Annotated in this window: 14 protein-coding genes; 10 read left to right on the top strand and 4 right to left on the bottom strand. The window is 71.8% G+C overall.

Annotated features, from left to right (window positions below; genetic code table 11):
• Positions 1-53: 53 nt before the first annotated feature.
• Both AB0J24_RS11815 and recR read left to right on the top strand, forming a co-directional pair.
• On the top strand, positions 54-368 hold the full coding sequence (locus AB0J24_RS11815; protein WP_085913661.1) for a YbaB/EbfC family nucleoid-associated protein: 315 nt from the start codon (positions 54-56) through the stop codon (positions 366-368).
• A gap of 1 nt (position 369) precedes the next feature.
• Positions 370-987 carry a recombination mediator RecR gene (recR, locus tag AB0J24_RS11810; protein ID WP_085913660.1) on the top strand — a complete coding sequence of 206 codons (618 nt, stop codon included), beginning with the start codon at positions 370-372 and terminating at the stop codon, positions 985-987.
• 52 nt (positions 988-1,039) lie between these two features.
• Here the strand turns inward: recR and AB0J24_RS11805 are convergent, their stop codons facing one another.
• On the bottom strand, positions 1,040-1,243 hold the full coding sequence (locus AB0J24_RS11805; protein ID WP_358679278.1) for a hypothetical protein: 204 nt from the start codon (positions 1,241-1,243) through the stop codon (positions 1,040-1,042).
• Positions 1,244-1,502: 259 nt separating this feature from the next.
• Between AB0J24_RS11805 and AB0J24_RS11800 the strand changes: the two genes are divergently transcribed.
• Complete coding sequence (locus tag AB0J24_RS11800; protein ID WP_358679275.1) at positions 1,503-2,402, top strand: helix-turn-helix transcriptional regulator; 900 nt, start codon at positions 1,503-1,505, stop codon at positions 2,400-2,402.
• A gap of 67 nt (positions 2,403-2,469) precedes the next feature.
• Positions 2,470-3,384 carry an iron-siderophore ABC transporter substrate-binding protein gene (locus tag AB0J24_RS11795; protein WP_358679273.1) on the top strand — a complete coding sequence of 305 codons (915 nt, stop codon included), beginning with the start codon at positions 2,470-2,472 and terminating at the stop codon, positions 3,382-3,384.
• Positions 3,385-3,452: 68 nt separating this feature from the next.
• Here the strand turns inward: AB0J24_RS11795 and leuA are convergent, their stop codons facing one another.
• Entirely contained in the window at positions 3,453-5,249 is a 1,797-nt protein-coding gene (leuA, locus tag AB0J24_RS11790) for a 2-isopropylmalate synthase (RefSeq protein WP_358679270.1), read from the bottom strand.
• Positions 5,250-5,555: 306 nt separating this feature from the next.
• Between leuA and AB0J24_RS11785 the strand changes: the two genes are divergently transcribed.
• From AB0J24_RS11785 to AB0J24_RS11770, 4 genes are all read left to right on the top strand, one after another.
• The gene (locus tag AB0J24_RS11785) at positions 5,556-5,861 is read left to right on the top strand and encodes a hypothetical protein (protein WP_358679268.1); all 306 of its coding nucleotides are present in this window, start codon (positions 5,556-5,558) and stop codon (positions 5,859-5,861) included.
• 169 nt (positions 5,862-6,030) lie between these two features.
• The gene (locus tag AB0J24_RS11780; RefSeq protein ID WP_358679265.1) at positions 6,031-6,558 is read left to right on the top strand and encodes a CGNR zinc finger domain-containing protein; all 528 of its coding nucleotides are present in this window, start codon (positions 6,031-6,033) and stop codon (positions 6,556-6,558) included.
• 238 nt (positions 6,559-6,796) lie between these two features.
• Entirely contained in the window at positions 6,797-8,062 is a 1,266-nt protein-coding gene (locus AB0J24_RS11775; RefSeq protein WP_358679262.1) for an aspartate kinase, read from the top strand.
• Positions 8,063-8,068: 6 nt separating this feature from the next.
• Complete coding sequence (locus tag AB0J24_RS11770) at positions 8,069-9,142, top strand: aspartate-semialdehyde dehydrogenase (RefSeq protein ID WP_358679259.1); 1,074 nt, start codon at positions 8,069-8,071, stop codon at positions 9,140-9,142.
• Positions 9,143-9,318: 176 nt separating this feature from the next.
• Here the strand turns inward: AB0J24_RS11770 and AB0J24_RS11765 are convergent, their stop codons facing one another.
• Both AB0J24_RS11765 and AB0J24_RS11760 read right to left on the bottom strand, forming a co-directional pair.
• Positions 9,319-10,344: an endonuclease/exonuclease/phosphatase family protein gene (locus AB0J24_RS11765; RefSeq protein ID WP_358679256.1), complete on the bottom strand. Its 1,026-nt coding sequence runs from the start codon at positions 10,342-10,344 to the stop codon at positions 9,319-9,321.
• Positions 10,345-10,422: 78 nt separating this feature from the next.
• Positions 10,423-11,664 (bottom strand): MFS transporter, encoded by a 1,242-nt coding sequence (locus AB0J24_RS11760; protein WP_358679253.1) that lies wholly within the window; start codon positions 11,662-11,664, stop codon positions 10,423-10,425.
• A gap of 129 nt (positions 11,665-11,793) precedes the next feature.
• Here AB0J24_RS11760 and AB0J24_RS11755 point away from each other — a divergent pair, with 129 nt between their 5' ends.
• Both AB0J24_RS11755 and arsC read left to right on the top strand, forming a co-directional pair.
• Complete coding sequence (locus AB0J24_RS11755; RefSeq protein ID WP_358679250.1) at positions 11,794-13,245, top strand: catalase; 1,452 nt, start codon at positions 11,794-11,796, stop codon at positions 13,243-13,245.
• Between the two features lie 9 nt (positions 13,246-13,254).
• Positions 13,255-13,605, top strand: coding sequence for an arsenate reductase (glutaredoxin) (gene arsC / locus AB0J24_RS11750; RefSeq protein ID WP_358679248.1), 351 nt, complete (start codon positions 13,255-13,257; stop codon positions 13,603-13,605).
• Positions 13,606-13,627: the final 22 nt, after the last annotated feature.

The following is a 13,627-nucleotide window of genomic DNA, read 5'->3' as shown; positions in this document are numbered from 1 at the left end:
CCGCGAGCCGGGAGCAACAGCGAGGGGTAGTCGTGCAACCCGGTCAGCCCGACATGCAGATGATCCTGCAGCAGGCACAGAAGATGCAGCAGCAGCTGCAGGAGGCGCAGGCCGAGCTGGCCGCCGCCGAGGTGACGGGCCAGGCGGGCAACGGTCTCGTCGAGGTCACCGTCACCGCGGGCCTGGAGCCCCGGTCGGTGAAGATCGACCCGAAGGTGGTCGACCCGGAGGACGTCGAGACGTTGCAGGACCTGGTCGCCGGCGCCCTCGCCGACGCCGTCCGCCGCGCCCAGGAGCTGCAGCAGCAGAAGATGGGCCCGCTCGCGGGCGGCCTGGACATGGGCGGCCTGGGCCTCCCGGGCGCCTGAGGTGTTCGAGGGTCCGGTCCAGGACCTGATCGACGAACTGGGCCGGCTGCCCGGCGTCGGCCCGAAGAGCGCCCAGCGGATCGCGTTCCACCTGCTGGCGGCCGACCCGGCGGACATCGCCCGGCTGCAGGAGGTCCTGCAGACGGTCAAGCAGGGTGTCGCGTTCTGCGAGGTCTGCGGCAACGTCTCGGCCGACACCCGCTGCCGGTACTGCGCCGACGCGCGCCGCGACCCGACGCTGGTGTGCGTGGTCGAGGAGCCCAAGGACGTGCTGGCCGTCGAGCGGACCCGGGAGTTCAAGGGCCGCTACCACGTGCTCGGCGGCGCGCTGGACCCGCTGGCCGGGATCGGACCGGACACGCTGCGCATCCGGGAGCTGCTGGCCCGGCTCGGCGGTACCGGCCCGGCGTCCGACGAGACCGAGATCTCCGAGGTCATCATCGCCACCGATCCCAACACCGAGGGTGAGGCGACGGCCACGTACCTGGTCCGGTTGCTGCGCGACTTCCCGGGGCTCACCGTGACCCGGCTCGCCTCCGGCCTGCCGATGGGCGGCGATCTGGAGTTCGCCGACGAGATGACGCTCGGCCGGGCACTCGCGGGCCGCCGCGCCCTCTGACCGCCCGTGGGGCGGAGCATCCGGCCCCCACCGCCGCACCGCCCCCGGTCCGTCAGTCGGTGTCCTCGTCGCCCCACGCGTCGACCTCGTACGGGCCGCCGTGGAGCTGATGCTGCCGCCGCTCCCAGGCCTGCCGTCGCTCGGCGGCGATCCGCCTGCGGGCCCCGGCCCGCCGGGAGTCGATCACGCCGATCACGATCGCCGTGACCCCGAGCACCGCGATGCCGACGACGGCGAGCACCACCAGCGCGGTCATGTCGACCACCGCCCCGTGCCCACCCGCGCTGTCGTGCTGGTCCGTGCTGTACCGATCATCTGTCGTCCCCCTTCTGCGTGCTGGTCGTGCCGGTCGTTCCTCCCAGGTGTCGCCAGCTGTGTTGTGTGTCACGTCCAGCGTGCCCCAGTCGACGGGGTCGTGCGATTGCATTGTTGATGAAATTTGCACGGCGCGGCGGATTGCACGGTGGGTCGGCGTTGCAGTGCACTGGGGTCGGTGATCCGGAAGGCGGGAGGACGTGGTGGAGCAGGAGCCCACCGGCGCGCGGCGCCGACTCGGTGCGGAGCTGCGTCGACTGCGCGTCAATGCCGGGCTGAAGCTCGAGGACGCGGCGCGCGGGCTGGCCTGCTCCGCCTCGAAGATCAGCCGGCTGGAGAACGGGAAGGGAGTGCCCCGGCCCGCCGACGTCGACACCCTGCTGGATCTCTACGGCGGCGTGGCGGAGCTGGAAGCGGAGATGCTCCACCGGCTCGTCGCGCAGAGCCGCACCCGCGGCTGGTGGGAGCCCTTCACCGAAGGTCTGCGCACCGAGCGCTACGTGCTGCCCGCGCCCGGCCGGTACACCGCCGTCGAGACCGACGCGACCGGCGTCGACGCGTTCGACCTCTCGGTACTGCACGGGCTGCTGCAGACGCCGGACTACGCGCGCGCGGTGCTCGTCGCCCGGCTCCCGGACCACGCGCGGTGGGAGATCGACCAGCTGGTGCACCTGCGCCGCCGCCGGCACGAGGCGCTCACCTCGGATCCCCCGCTACGGCTGCGCTCGGTGATCGACGAGTCGGTGCTGGTGCGCGCGACCGGTGGACCGTCGGTGATGGCCGACCAGCTCGACCGGCTGCTGGAACTGTCCCGGCTGCCCAACGTGATCCTGCTGGTGCTGCCGTTCTCCGCGGGGGTGCAGCGGGCGCACGCCGGCCGGTTCTCGGTCCTCGCGATCCCGGACGAGCTGGGCTCGGACCTCGTGCACACCGAGGGGCACGCCGGTGAGTCCTTCCTGGACTCGCCGCGGGACCTGGAGACCTACCGCCGGGTGCTGGCCGACGCCCGCGCGGACGCGCTGGAACCGGAGGCGTCCCGGGAGCTGATCACGCACCACCGGGACCGGCACCGCGCCGCCGCGGTCGCAACCGCCGGGTGACCCCGGAGGGCGTCGCGCGGAGTAGGCGAGGCTTGCCGAACCTGGCGGGTCTTGGTTCACTCCGGCGGTGACCGCTCGTTCGTTCCGGCCCGTCCTGCTCGTGCTCGCCGCGGTGCTGCTCGCCGGCTGCTCCGCGGCTCCCGAGGAGCCGGCGACCGAGCCGGGCGGGCGCCCGGTCGCGCACGCGATGGGAACGACCACCGTCCCGGAGGTGCCCGAACGGGTCGTCGTGCTCGACAGCCAGGAGCTCGACGTGGCGCTGTCGCTGGGCGTCGAGCCGGTCGGCGTGGCGAGCGCCGCCGCGGACGGTGCCCTGCCGACCTACCTGGAGGTCCCGGACGGCATCACCGTCGTCGGCCCGATGACCACCCCGGACCTGGAGGCGATCGCCGCGCTCGATCCGGACCTGATCCTCTCCTCGAAGGTGCGGCACGAGGCGCTGTACCCGCAGCTGTCGGCGATCGCGCCGACCGTGTTCGCCGAGCGCACCGGCGACGCCTGGAAGGAGAACGTGGCGCTCTACGCCACTGCGTTGAACCGCGAGCAGCAGGGACGCGAACTCCTCGACGCCTACACCGCCCGCGCCACCGAGGTGGGCGACCGGCTCGGCGCGGCCGAGCGCACCGTGAGCGTGGTGCGCTTCATGCCCGACGAGATCCGGCTCTACGGCCCCCGCTCGTTCGTCGGCTCGGTCCTCGCCGACGCGGGCTTCCCGCAACCGGCGATCGTCCGCGACGAGACGGACATCGCGGTCCGTATCGGGCCGGAGCAGATCGGCTCCGCCGACGCCGACATCGTCTACGTGACGTCCTACGGACTCGACGACGACCAACCGTTCGCACAGGTGGCGCCGCTGTGGGAGACCCTGCCGGCGGTGCGGGAGGGGCGCGCGTTCACCGTCGACGACGACACATGGATGCTCGCGATCGGCCCCACCGGCGCCGGGCTGATCCTCGACGACCTGGAGCGGACCCTCGGCTGACGTGGGCGGGCCGGGGTGCGGTGCGGGGCTCGCGCACCGCACCGCACCGCACCGCACCCGGCGCCCGGTCAGCGCAGGGCGCGGTTGATCGCGCTCACCACGGCCTTCAGGCTCGCGCTGGTGATCGAGCTGTCGATCCCGACCCCCCAGAAGACCTTCTCCTCGACCGCGCACTCGACGTAGGCGGCGGCGCGGGCGTCGTCCCCACCGCCCATTGCGTGCTCGTGGTAGTCGAGCACCCGGACGTCGAACCCGATCCCGGCCAGCGCGTCGACGAATGCGGCGATCGGACCGTTGCCGGAGCCGGTGATCTCGTGCAGGTCCGACTCCACGCGGACGGTCGCGACGATGTCGTCGCGACCCTCGCCGTCGCTGGTGACGCGGTGGCGGACCAGCTTCAGCGGGGTCTCCCGGCCGAGGTACTCGACGTCGAACGCGTCCCGCATCGCCTTCGGCTCGACCTCACCGCCCTCCGTGTCGGTGTAGGCCTGGATGACGTGGCTGAACTCGATCTGCAGCCGCCGCGGCAGGTCCAGGTGGTGCTCGGTCTTCATGATGTAGGCGATGCCGCCCTTGCCGGACTGCGAGTTCACCCGGATCACGGCCTCGTACGTGCGGCCGATGTCGCGCGGGTCGACCGGCAGGTAGGGCACCTCCCACGGGTGGTCGTCGACCGGCCGTCCCGCCTCGGCGGCGTCGGCCTGCATGGCGGCGAAGCCCTTGTTGATCGCGTCCTGGTGCGACCCGGAGAACGCCGTGTAGACGAGGTCGCCGCCCCACGGGTGACGCTCGGGCACCGGCAGCTGGTTGCAGTACTCGACGGTCCGCCGGATCTCGTCGATGTCGGAGAAGTCGATCTGCGGGTCGACGCCCTGGGTGAACAGGTTCATGCCCAGCGCGACCAGGTCGACGTTGCCGGTCCGCTCGCCGTTGCCGAACAGGCACCCCTCGATCCGGTCGGCGCCGGCCTGGTAGCCCAGCTCGGCGGCGGCGATGCCGGTGCCACGGTCGTTGTGCGGGTGCAGCGAGAGCACCAGGGCGTCGCGGCGCTCCAGGTTGCGGTGCATCCACTCGATGGAGTCGGCGTAGACGTTCGGGGTCGCCATCTCGACCGTCGCGGGCAGGTTGACGATCATCGGGTGCTCAGGGGTCGGCTGCCAGATCGCGCTGACCGCGTTGCAGATCTCGACCGCGTACTCCAGTTCGGTGCCGGTGTAGGACTCCGGCGAGTACTGGAAGGTCCAGTCGGTCGACGGGTACTTCTCGGCGAACTTCGCGACCTCCTCCGCGCCGTCCGTCGCGATCTTGGTGATGCCCGGCCGGTCGGTCCGGAACACCACCCGGCGCTGCAGGATCGACGTCGAGTTGTAGAGGTGCACGATCGCCGAGTGCGCACCCTCACAGGCGGCGAAGGTCCGCTCGATCAGCTCGGGCCGGGCCTGGGTGAGCACCTGGATCTGCACGTCGTCCGGGATCGCGTCCTGCTCGATGATCTCGCGGACGAAGTCGAAGTCGGTCTGGCTCGCGGCCGGGAAGCCGACCTCGATCTGCTTGTAGCCCATGCGTACCAGCAGGTCGAACATGCGGCGCTTGCGCAGCGGACTCATCGGGTCGATCAGCGCCTGGTTCCCGTCGCGCAGGTCGACCGCGCACCACAGCGGCGCGGTGTCGATCACCTTGTCGGGCCAGGTGCGGTCGGGCAGCGAGACCGGCTCGACCAGCTGATGGAACGGCTTGTACCGATGGAAGGGCATCTGCGAGCCGCGCTGCCGGTTCCAGGCCGGCTGGGCGGCGTGCGGGGCGCCCTCGGGCGTGCGGACGTTGCTGCGGGCGCGGGACTCGAACGCGTCGGGTGACGTGGTCACGGGGATGCTCCTGTGATGTCGCTTGTCATGTCGCGGTGTTCGCTGGACGGTCGTGGCGACCGGCGGACACGCGAGACCCCGCGACGAGGGGCCGGTCGGTCAGACCCCGCCGCGGCGACGAAGGAGCAGGCGCGCCATGTGTCCACCGTAGCCCGGCACCCCCGCCGTGCGGCAACCCCGCTGCCCGGGTGGATCGATGTACGGTCGCAACGAAGAGATCACAACTGGGGGTCGCCTGCCTCGTTGGACAGGTGGCGAGGACGCCCGGATGCGACCATGGCGTCCGTCACGAGGGAGAGGTGCGCGATGGCGGCAACCGTGGGGACGACGCTGCGACAGGGGCTCGGCTTCATCGCGACGATCGTGCGCGTGGTCGGTCTGGTGATCGTCGGGATCCTGGTCGCCCACATCGTCCTGACGCTGCTCGACGCCAACCCTGCGAACTTCCTCACGGAGTTCGTCGCCGGCTGGGCCGCGCAGTTCAACCTCGGGCTGGGGGACCTCTTCACGCCCGAGCAGCCGAAGCTGGCGGTCACGCTGAACTACGGCGTCGCGGCGGTGCTGTGGCTGGTGCTCACGACCGTCGTCGTCCGGCTGCTGCGCCGGGTCTGATCCGGCAGCACGACCGCCGGTGGCAGGCCGCTTCCCGGCTCGATCCGCCATGCCCCGCACCGGCAGCGTCGGTAGCTGAGCGTGCCGTCGGACGTGCGGTGCCGCGACACCGTGACCCACTCGTGTTCCAGGGATGTGCTCACCCGGCCGACCCTGCTGTAATGGACTTGTGCACATCAACCCTTACGGCCGGGATCCGGTGCTGCTCGCGGCGGACCTGGTGAACGACCCGCCGTCGTCGGTGGCCGAGCTGGCCGACCGGAGTGTCGCGGCCGGTGTCGCTCGTGAGTGGGTCCCGGTGCCCGGTGATCTCGACGCCGTCCGGGCACTGCTGTCCCGCTGGGTCGAGGTGGTCGACGCGCAGGAGCCCCGGGAACGGGCGAGGCTGCTGAACGCACTGCTCGCCGAGGGGGCCGGGCCGCCCCGGCTGACCGACCACGACGGGCACTGGCACCTGCACCACCGTGCCGAGGGCCTGGGGCTGGCCGCGGTGCTGCACGTGCTGATCGCGATAGGTACCGCGACCCATCTCGCGACCCGGGGGATGGACCGGCTCGGCCGGTGCGCCGCACCGTGTTGCGAGCGGGTCTTCGCCGATGTCTCGCGCAACGGCAGACAGCGCTACTGCAGCTCCCGCTGCGGCAACACCGACGCCGTCCGGCGGCACCGGGTACGGCAGGCCGGAAGGGTCGCCTGACGGGCCGCGCGCGACCTCGTCGTCCGTGGCCGCGCGCGCCGCGGGATACCGGACGGGCGACGCGCGGACACGCCCGTGTGTCCTGAGTCATCGTGTTCCGCTCAGAGCCTGAAATCGGACGCCGTCCGCCGGTAGTGTGCCGTTCCGACCAGCGCCGCGGGCGTTCCACCCACGCTCGTCCGCGGCCGAAGAGAGCACCCGACGGCTTCGAGAAGCGGAGCCAGGACAGGAGGTCGGCGTGGCCCTCGTCGTGCAGAAGTACGGCGGATCGTCGGTCGAGAGCGCAGAGCGCATCAAGAAGGTCGCCGAACGGATCGTCCGTACCCGCAAGGAGGGGCACGACGTCGTCGTCGTCGTGTCCGCCATGGGGGACACCACCGACGAACTGACCGACCTCGCCGAGCAGATCTCCCCGAAACCCCCCGCCCGTGAGATGGACATGCTGCTCACCGCGGGGGAGCGGATCTCGAACGCGCTGGTGGCGATGGCCATCCACTCGCTCGGGGCCGAGGCGCGGTCGTTCACCGGTTCCCAGGCCGGGATGCTGACCACCTCGCGGCACGGCGACGCGCGGATCACCGAGGTGAACCCGTACCGGCTCCGGGAGGCGCTCGGCGAGGGCTACATCGTGCTCGTCGCCGGTTTCCAGGGGATGAGCGCCGACTCGAAGGACATCACCACGCTGGGGCGCGGCGGATCGGACACGACCGCCGTGGCGCTGGCCGCGGCGCTGGACGCCGACGTCTGTGAGATCTACTCCGACGTCGACGGCGTCTACTCGGCCGACCCGCGGATCGTCCCCCGGGCCAGCCTGCTCGAGACCGTCACCTACGAGGAGATGCTCGAGCTCGCCGCCTCCGGTGCGAAGGTGCTGCACCTGCGTGCCGTGGAGTACGCCCGCCGCTACGGGGTGCCGTTGCGGGTGCGCAGTTCCTACAACGACAAGCCGGGCACGCTGGTCTCCGGCTCGATCGAGGAGATCCCGTTGGAGAATCCGATCATCACCGGCGTCGCGCACGACCGGTCCGAAGGCAAGATCACCGTCACCGGTGTGCCGGACACCCCCGGCATGGCGGCCAAGATCTTCCGCACGGTCGCCGACGCCGAGATCAACATCGACATGGTGCTGCAGAACATCTCCAACGTGTCGGACAAGAAGACCGACATCACGTTCTCGCTGCCCCGCACCGACGGGGACACGGCCGTCGCGGCGCTGGAGCGGGTGAAGGCCGAGATCGGCTTCTCCGAGCTGATCTACGACAACGACATCGGCAAGGTGTCGCTGGTCGGCGCCGGCATGCGCAACCACCCCGGCGTCACCGCGACGTTCTGCGAGGCGCTGTCGAACGCCGGGATCAACATCGAGACGATGAACACCTCGGAAATCCGGATCTCGGTCATCTGCCGCTCGGACCAGCTGGACGACGCGGTGCAGGCGCTGCACGAGGCCTTCGGCCTGGGCGCCGAGGACGACGCGGTGGTCGCCGCGGGAACGGGCCGGTGAACTGAGATGGCCATGCACGAGCCCGTGCTCGCTCTGGTGGGCGCCACCGGTGCCGTCGGCACGACCATGATCGACATCATCGACTCGCGCGAGTCGGTGCCGTGGGGCGAGATCCGGCTGATCGCCTCCGCCCGCAGCGCCGGAAAGGTCCTGCGGGTCCGCGGCGAGGACATCACCGTCCTCGAGCTCAAGCCCGAGGTGTTCGACGGCGTCGACATCGCGATGTTCGACGTCCCGGACGAGGTGAGCGCCGAGTGGGCCCCGGTCGCGGCCGCCCGCGGTGCGGTCGCCGTCGACAACTCCGGTGCTTTCCGGATGGACCCGGACGTGCCGTTGGTCGTGCCCGAGGTCAACGCGGACAAGGTGACCGACCGCCCGAAGGGCATCATCGCGAACCCGAACTGCACGACGTTGTCGATGATGGCGGCGATGGGTGCGCTGCACCGGGAGTTCGGCCTGGAGGCGCTCGTCGTCTCCTCCTACCAGGCCGCCTCCGGTGCGGGCCAGCCCGGCGTGGACCAGCTCTACGCCGAGATCGAGGCGCTGGCCGGCAAGCAGGTCGGCAGTGTCTCCGGCGACGTCGCCGAGGCGTTGAAGGCGGCCGGCGTCCCGGTCGGTGCGGACTCCCCGTTCCCGGCCCCGCTGGCGCTCAACGTCGTGCCGTGGGCCGGTTCGCTGAAGGACGACGGCTGGTCGTCGGAGGAGCTGAAGGTCCGCAACGAGTCCCGCAAGATCCTCGGCATCCCGGAGCTCAAGGTCTCCGCGACCTGCGTGCGGGTGCCGGTCGTCACCACGCACGCACTGGCGATCCACGCCACGTTCGCCGGTGAGGTGTCGGTCGAGGCGGCCCGCAAGGTGCTGTCCGCGCAGCCGACGATCGTGGTGAAGGACGATCCCGCCGCCGGCGAGTGGCCGACCCCGGCGGACGCGGTGGGCGGGGACCCGACCGTGGTGGGCCGGATCCGGCAGTCGCTGGACTTCCCGAACACCCTGGAGCTGTTCGTCTGCGGCGACAACCTGCGCAAGGGGGCCGCGCTGAACACCTACGAGGTCGCCGAGGCGGTCGCGGCAGCAGGCTGAGTCCCGCAGCGCGGGCCCCGGTCCGCCCTCGCCGGGCCGGGGCGCAGGGGGTGTCCCTTGCTCGGGAACCGCTCACGAGGTGAGCGGTTTCCGAGCAAGGTGCACCCCCTGTCTGCTGCCCTCGTGCGGAGGAGCCCCGCACGAGATGCGGGGCCACCGAGCGGCCCCGCTCGGAGTCAGGGCAGCCGTAGCGTCGCGATGATCGCGCGGTGGTCCGAGCCCGGCACCAGCCGCGTCTCGAACGATTCCGCGGTGATCGGCGCGGTCGCGAGGACGTGGTCGATCTGCGGGCCGATCCACTGCGGGGCCCAGGTCGGCCAGGTGCCGGCCAGCCCGTTGCCGGTCTGCGCCGCGGCGTCACCGCACCCGGCCGTCGCGTCCCGGAACACCGAGTGGTCGAGCGTGGCGTTGAAGTCCCCGGCGATGATCGCCGGGGACCCGCTCGAGCACCACTTCTGCACCTCGGACAGGTCGGACCGCCAGGTCGCGACCGAGCGCGGCACCGGCGCGACCGAGTGGAACGCCACGAAGCGCAGCTCCCCGAGCCCGCCGCCGCTGATCTCGATGTAGGGGAAGCGGGTGTCCTCGCCGATCCGCGTCCGCACCTCACCGAGCCGGTCGGCCCAGGCCACCGTGTTCCCGGTGACGTCGCGCTCCCAGGGGCCGACGCTGGCGGCGGTCCGGTACCCCATCGGCTCCAGCAGCGGGGCGAGCTCGGACTCGTAGTTCGCACCCGACTCGGGGACCGAGACGACGTCCGGGGCCTCGGCCTCGATCAGCGCGGCGAGCGAGTCCGCGTCGGCCTGGCCCTCGTAGACGTTGGCCACGAACACCTTCAACGCCGGGCCACCCGCGGCGGGCTGCGTCGTGGCCGGGATGGTGCGCGGCGCTACGAGCGCGGCCCCGATCAGCGCGACCACCGCGAGCGCCAGCGGCACCGGCCAGAACCGCCGCGCGAACACGGTGATCACCGCGCCCACCACCACCAGCACCAGGAGCCCGGCGACCATCAGCGGCCGGAACGCGATGACCTGCGCGAACGGGGACCGGCGATCCAGACCGATCAGGTCGGGCAGCACGGCCAGGGCCGCCCCGGCGGCGAGCAGCAGTGCGAACGCCCAGCGGAGCACCCCGACCCGGCGGCGGGGCCGCTCGCGGCGGATCGGCTGGGTCTCGGCCTCGGGGTGGGGCGGCGCGCTCACGAGAGTCAAGTCTGCCCGAGCCGGTGGTGCCCACGCCGGGATCACCGGATGTGATGCGCCGATCGCCTGTGGACCCTCTCAGTCACCGGCTTGCGTGGCCGGCCGCCCTCCGTCGGGGACCGATCGTCCGTCGCGGCGCATGAGTACCGCCGCGACCCCGGCCAGCGCGGTCGCGACCGACCCGCACACGATGATCGCGGCCGCGGGAGAGGCCACGTCGACCAGGAACCCCGCGAGCGGCCCGGCGACCGCGATCCCGATCGTCGTCGCCGAACCCTGCAGGCCGGTGACCAGGCCGCGGACCCGGTCGGGGGCGAGCTCGCCGATCGCATCGCTGCCGGCGGCCAGCGTCGGCGCGGTGACCAGGCCAGCGGGCACGAGCAGGAACAGCAGGCTCCACCAGGACCAGGCGAGCGCGGCCGGGAGCGTCGCCAGGCCCAGCACGGCCAGCAACAACGGCAGTGCGACGGTGCGCCGGGCGGCACCGTAGACGAACCCGCCGACCAGCGAGGCCAGGCACCACACGGCGTTGACGACCGCGATCGCCCACACCTGACCGGCCTCGGTGAGCGCGGCGATGAAGGCGAACTCGGTCCCCATGATCGCGAGCACCGCCGCGGTCACGGTGAGCAGCGCACCGACCAGCGGGCGGGTCAGCCAGCTCCGCACCGGTGGCCGTCGTTCCCGGCCGGGGGAGCGGCCGTCCGACCGGACCGGCGGGTTCAGCCACCACAGCGCCAGCCCGGCGAGCACGAACCCGGCCCCGATCACCCGCATCGAGACCGCGCTGCCCAGCCAGAGCGTCAGCAGCGACCCGATCGCCGGGCCCGTCATGTACGAGATCTCGACCGACATCGAGTCCAGCGCGAACGCCGGTCGACGGTGCCCGGGCGGGACGATCGCCGCGATCACCTGCCGCACCAGCGAGAACACCGGCAGCGTCAGCACGCCGGCGACGAAGGCGGCACCCAGCAACCCGGCGTAGCCGAGCAGCGGGGCGACCGACCAGAACGCCACCCCGGTCGCCATCGTCAGCAACAGCACCGGACGCAGCCCGTACCGGTCGATCACCGAACCGAGCAGCGGGGCACCGACCGCCATCCCGGTCGGGACCGCCGCCGCCACCAGCCCGGCGGCACCGAACCCGTGGCCCAGGGTCAGCACGGTGTGCAGGGTCAGGGTGACGCCGACGGCGGTCGCCGGGATCCGGGCGGCCATGCCGATCGCGGTGACGGTGCCGACTCCCGGACGGCGCAGCACGTCGGTGAAGGCGCCGATCCCGGCTCGGGGCGCAGCGGTGGGGTGGAGGGCGTCGGGCACGTGTCCATCCTGCGCCGTGTCCTGCAGCGGTCACCGGCCAGCCCGATCCGTTTGGGTCGAGAGGGTGTGGGAAACCCCGTCGCCGTACCCGACCCATGACGCCCCACCCCACCACGAGGAGGCCCGGCAGTGACCAGCCCGCAGCGCAAGCCGACCACCACCGATTCCGGCAGCCCGGTCGCCAGCGACGAGCACTCGCTGACCGTCGGCCAGGACGGTCCGCTCCTGCTCAACGACCACTACCTGATCGAGCAGATGGCGAACTTCAACCGGGAGCGGATCCCGGAGCGCCAGCCGCACGCCAAGGGCGGCGGCGCCTTCTGCCGGTTCGAGACCACCGCGGACGTCACCGCCTGGACCAGGGCGGGCTTCCTGCAGCCGGGCACCGAGACCCGCGGGATCATCCGGTTCTCCACCGTCGCCGGTGAGCGGGGCAGCCCCGACACCTGGCGCGACCCGCGCGGCTTCGCGCTCAAGCTGTGGACCGACGAGGGCGTCTGGGACATGGTCGGCAACAACACGCCGGTGTTCTTCGTCCGGGACCCGATGAAGTTCCAGCACTTCATCCGCTCGCAGAAGCGCCGGGTCGCGAACAACCTGCGCGACCACGACATGCAGTGGGACTTCTGGACGCTCTCGCCGGAGTCGGCGCACCAGGTCACCTGGCTGATGGGGGACCGGGGCATCCCGCGGACCTGGCGGCACATGAACGGCTACTCCAGCCACACCTACAGCTGGATCAACGCCGCCGGTGAGCTGTTCTGGGTCAAGTACCACTTCAAGAGCGACCAGGGCGTCGAGTGCCTGACGCAGGAGGAGGCCGACCACCTCGCGGGCGCCGACGCCGACCACCACCAGCGCGACCTCTACGAGGCGATCGAGGCCGGGGACCACCCGTCCTGGACGCTGTACGTGCAGATCATGCCCTTCGCCGACGCGAAGACCTACCGGTTCAACCCGTTCGACCTGACCAAGGTGTGGCCGCACGCGGACTACCCGCTGACCGAGGTGGGCCGGCTCACCCTCGACCGCAACGTCGAGGACTACCACACGGAGATCGAGCAGGCCGCGTTCGAGCCGAACAACCTGGTTCCGGGGACCGGCCTGTCCCCGGACCGGATGCTGCTGGCCCGCGGTTTCTCCTACGCCGACGCGCACCGTGCCCGGCTCGGCGTGAACTACAAGCAGATCCCGGTGAACGCGCCGCGGTCGGAGGTGAACAACTACGCCAAGGACGGCGCGATGCGGATCACGAACTCCCGTGACCCGATCTACGCGCCGAACTCCTACGGCGGGCCGGAGGCGGACCCGAAGCGGGTCGCCGAGGCGCTCTGGCATGCCGACGGCGACATGGTGCGGACCGCGAACGTCCTGCACGAGCAGGACGACGACTGGGGGCAGGCCGGAACCATGGTCCGCGAGGTGTTCGACGACGCGGCCCGCGAGCGGTTCGTGAACAACGTCGCGGGACACCTGTCCGCCGGTGTCTCCGAGCCGGTCCTGCAGCGCGCGTTCGAGTACTGGCGCAACGTGGACAAGTCCATCGGCGACCGGATCGAGCAGGCCGTGCGGGCCTCCTAGGCTCGGGCCGTGGAGATCTGGCACAACCCGCGCTGCTCGAAGAGCCGCGCCACCCTCGCCCTGCTGCAGGAGCACGGCGTCGAGCCGACCGTGCGCCGCTACCTCGACGACCCGCCGGCGCGGGCGGAGCTGGAGCGGGCGCTCGCCGAACTGGGCACCGACGACCCGCTGGCGCTCGTCCGCACCGGTGAGCCGGCGTTCCGCGAGCAGGGGCTCAAGGACGCCGACCGGGACACCCTGCTCGACGCGCTGGCGGCCGAGCCGCGGTTGATCGAGCGTCCGCTGGTGCGTTCCGGTGGCCGGGCCGTCCTCGGCAGGCCGCCGGAGAACGTGCTGGCCCTGCTCGACGCCCGGTCATGATCCGCGTCCTGGGAGCGCTGGT

The organism is Pseudonocardia sp. NPDC049635, from assembly GCF_040659795.1.
In the GTDB taxonomy this organism is placed as follows: Bacteria; Actinomycetota; Actinomycetes; order Mycobacteriales; family Pseudonocardiaceae; genus Pseudonocardia.
This window is presented reverse-complemented; position numbering and strand designations above follow the sequence as displayed.

Coding starts and splice junctions, on each gene's coding strand:
- AB0J24_RS11805 (WP_358679278.1), bottom strand. CDS start 1,243: ATGACCGCGCTGGTGGTGCTCGCCGTCGTCGGCATCGCGGTGCTCGGG.
- AB0J24_RS11785 (WP_358679268.1), top strand. CDS start 5,556: ATGGCGGCAACCGTGGGGACGACGCTGCGACAGGGGCTCGGCTTCATC.
- AB0J24_RS11770 (WP_358679259.1), top strand. CDS start 8,069: ATGGCCATGCACGAGCCCGTGCTCGCTCTGGTGGGCGCCACCGGTGCC.
- AB0J24_RS11815 (WP_085913661.1), top strand. CDS start 54: ATGCAGATGATCCTGCAGCAGGCACAGAAGATGCAGCAGCAGCTGCAG.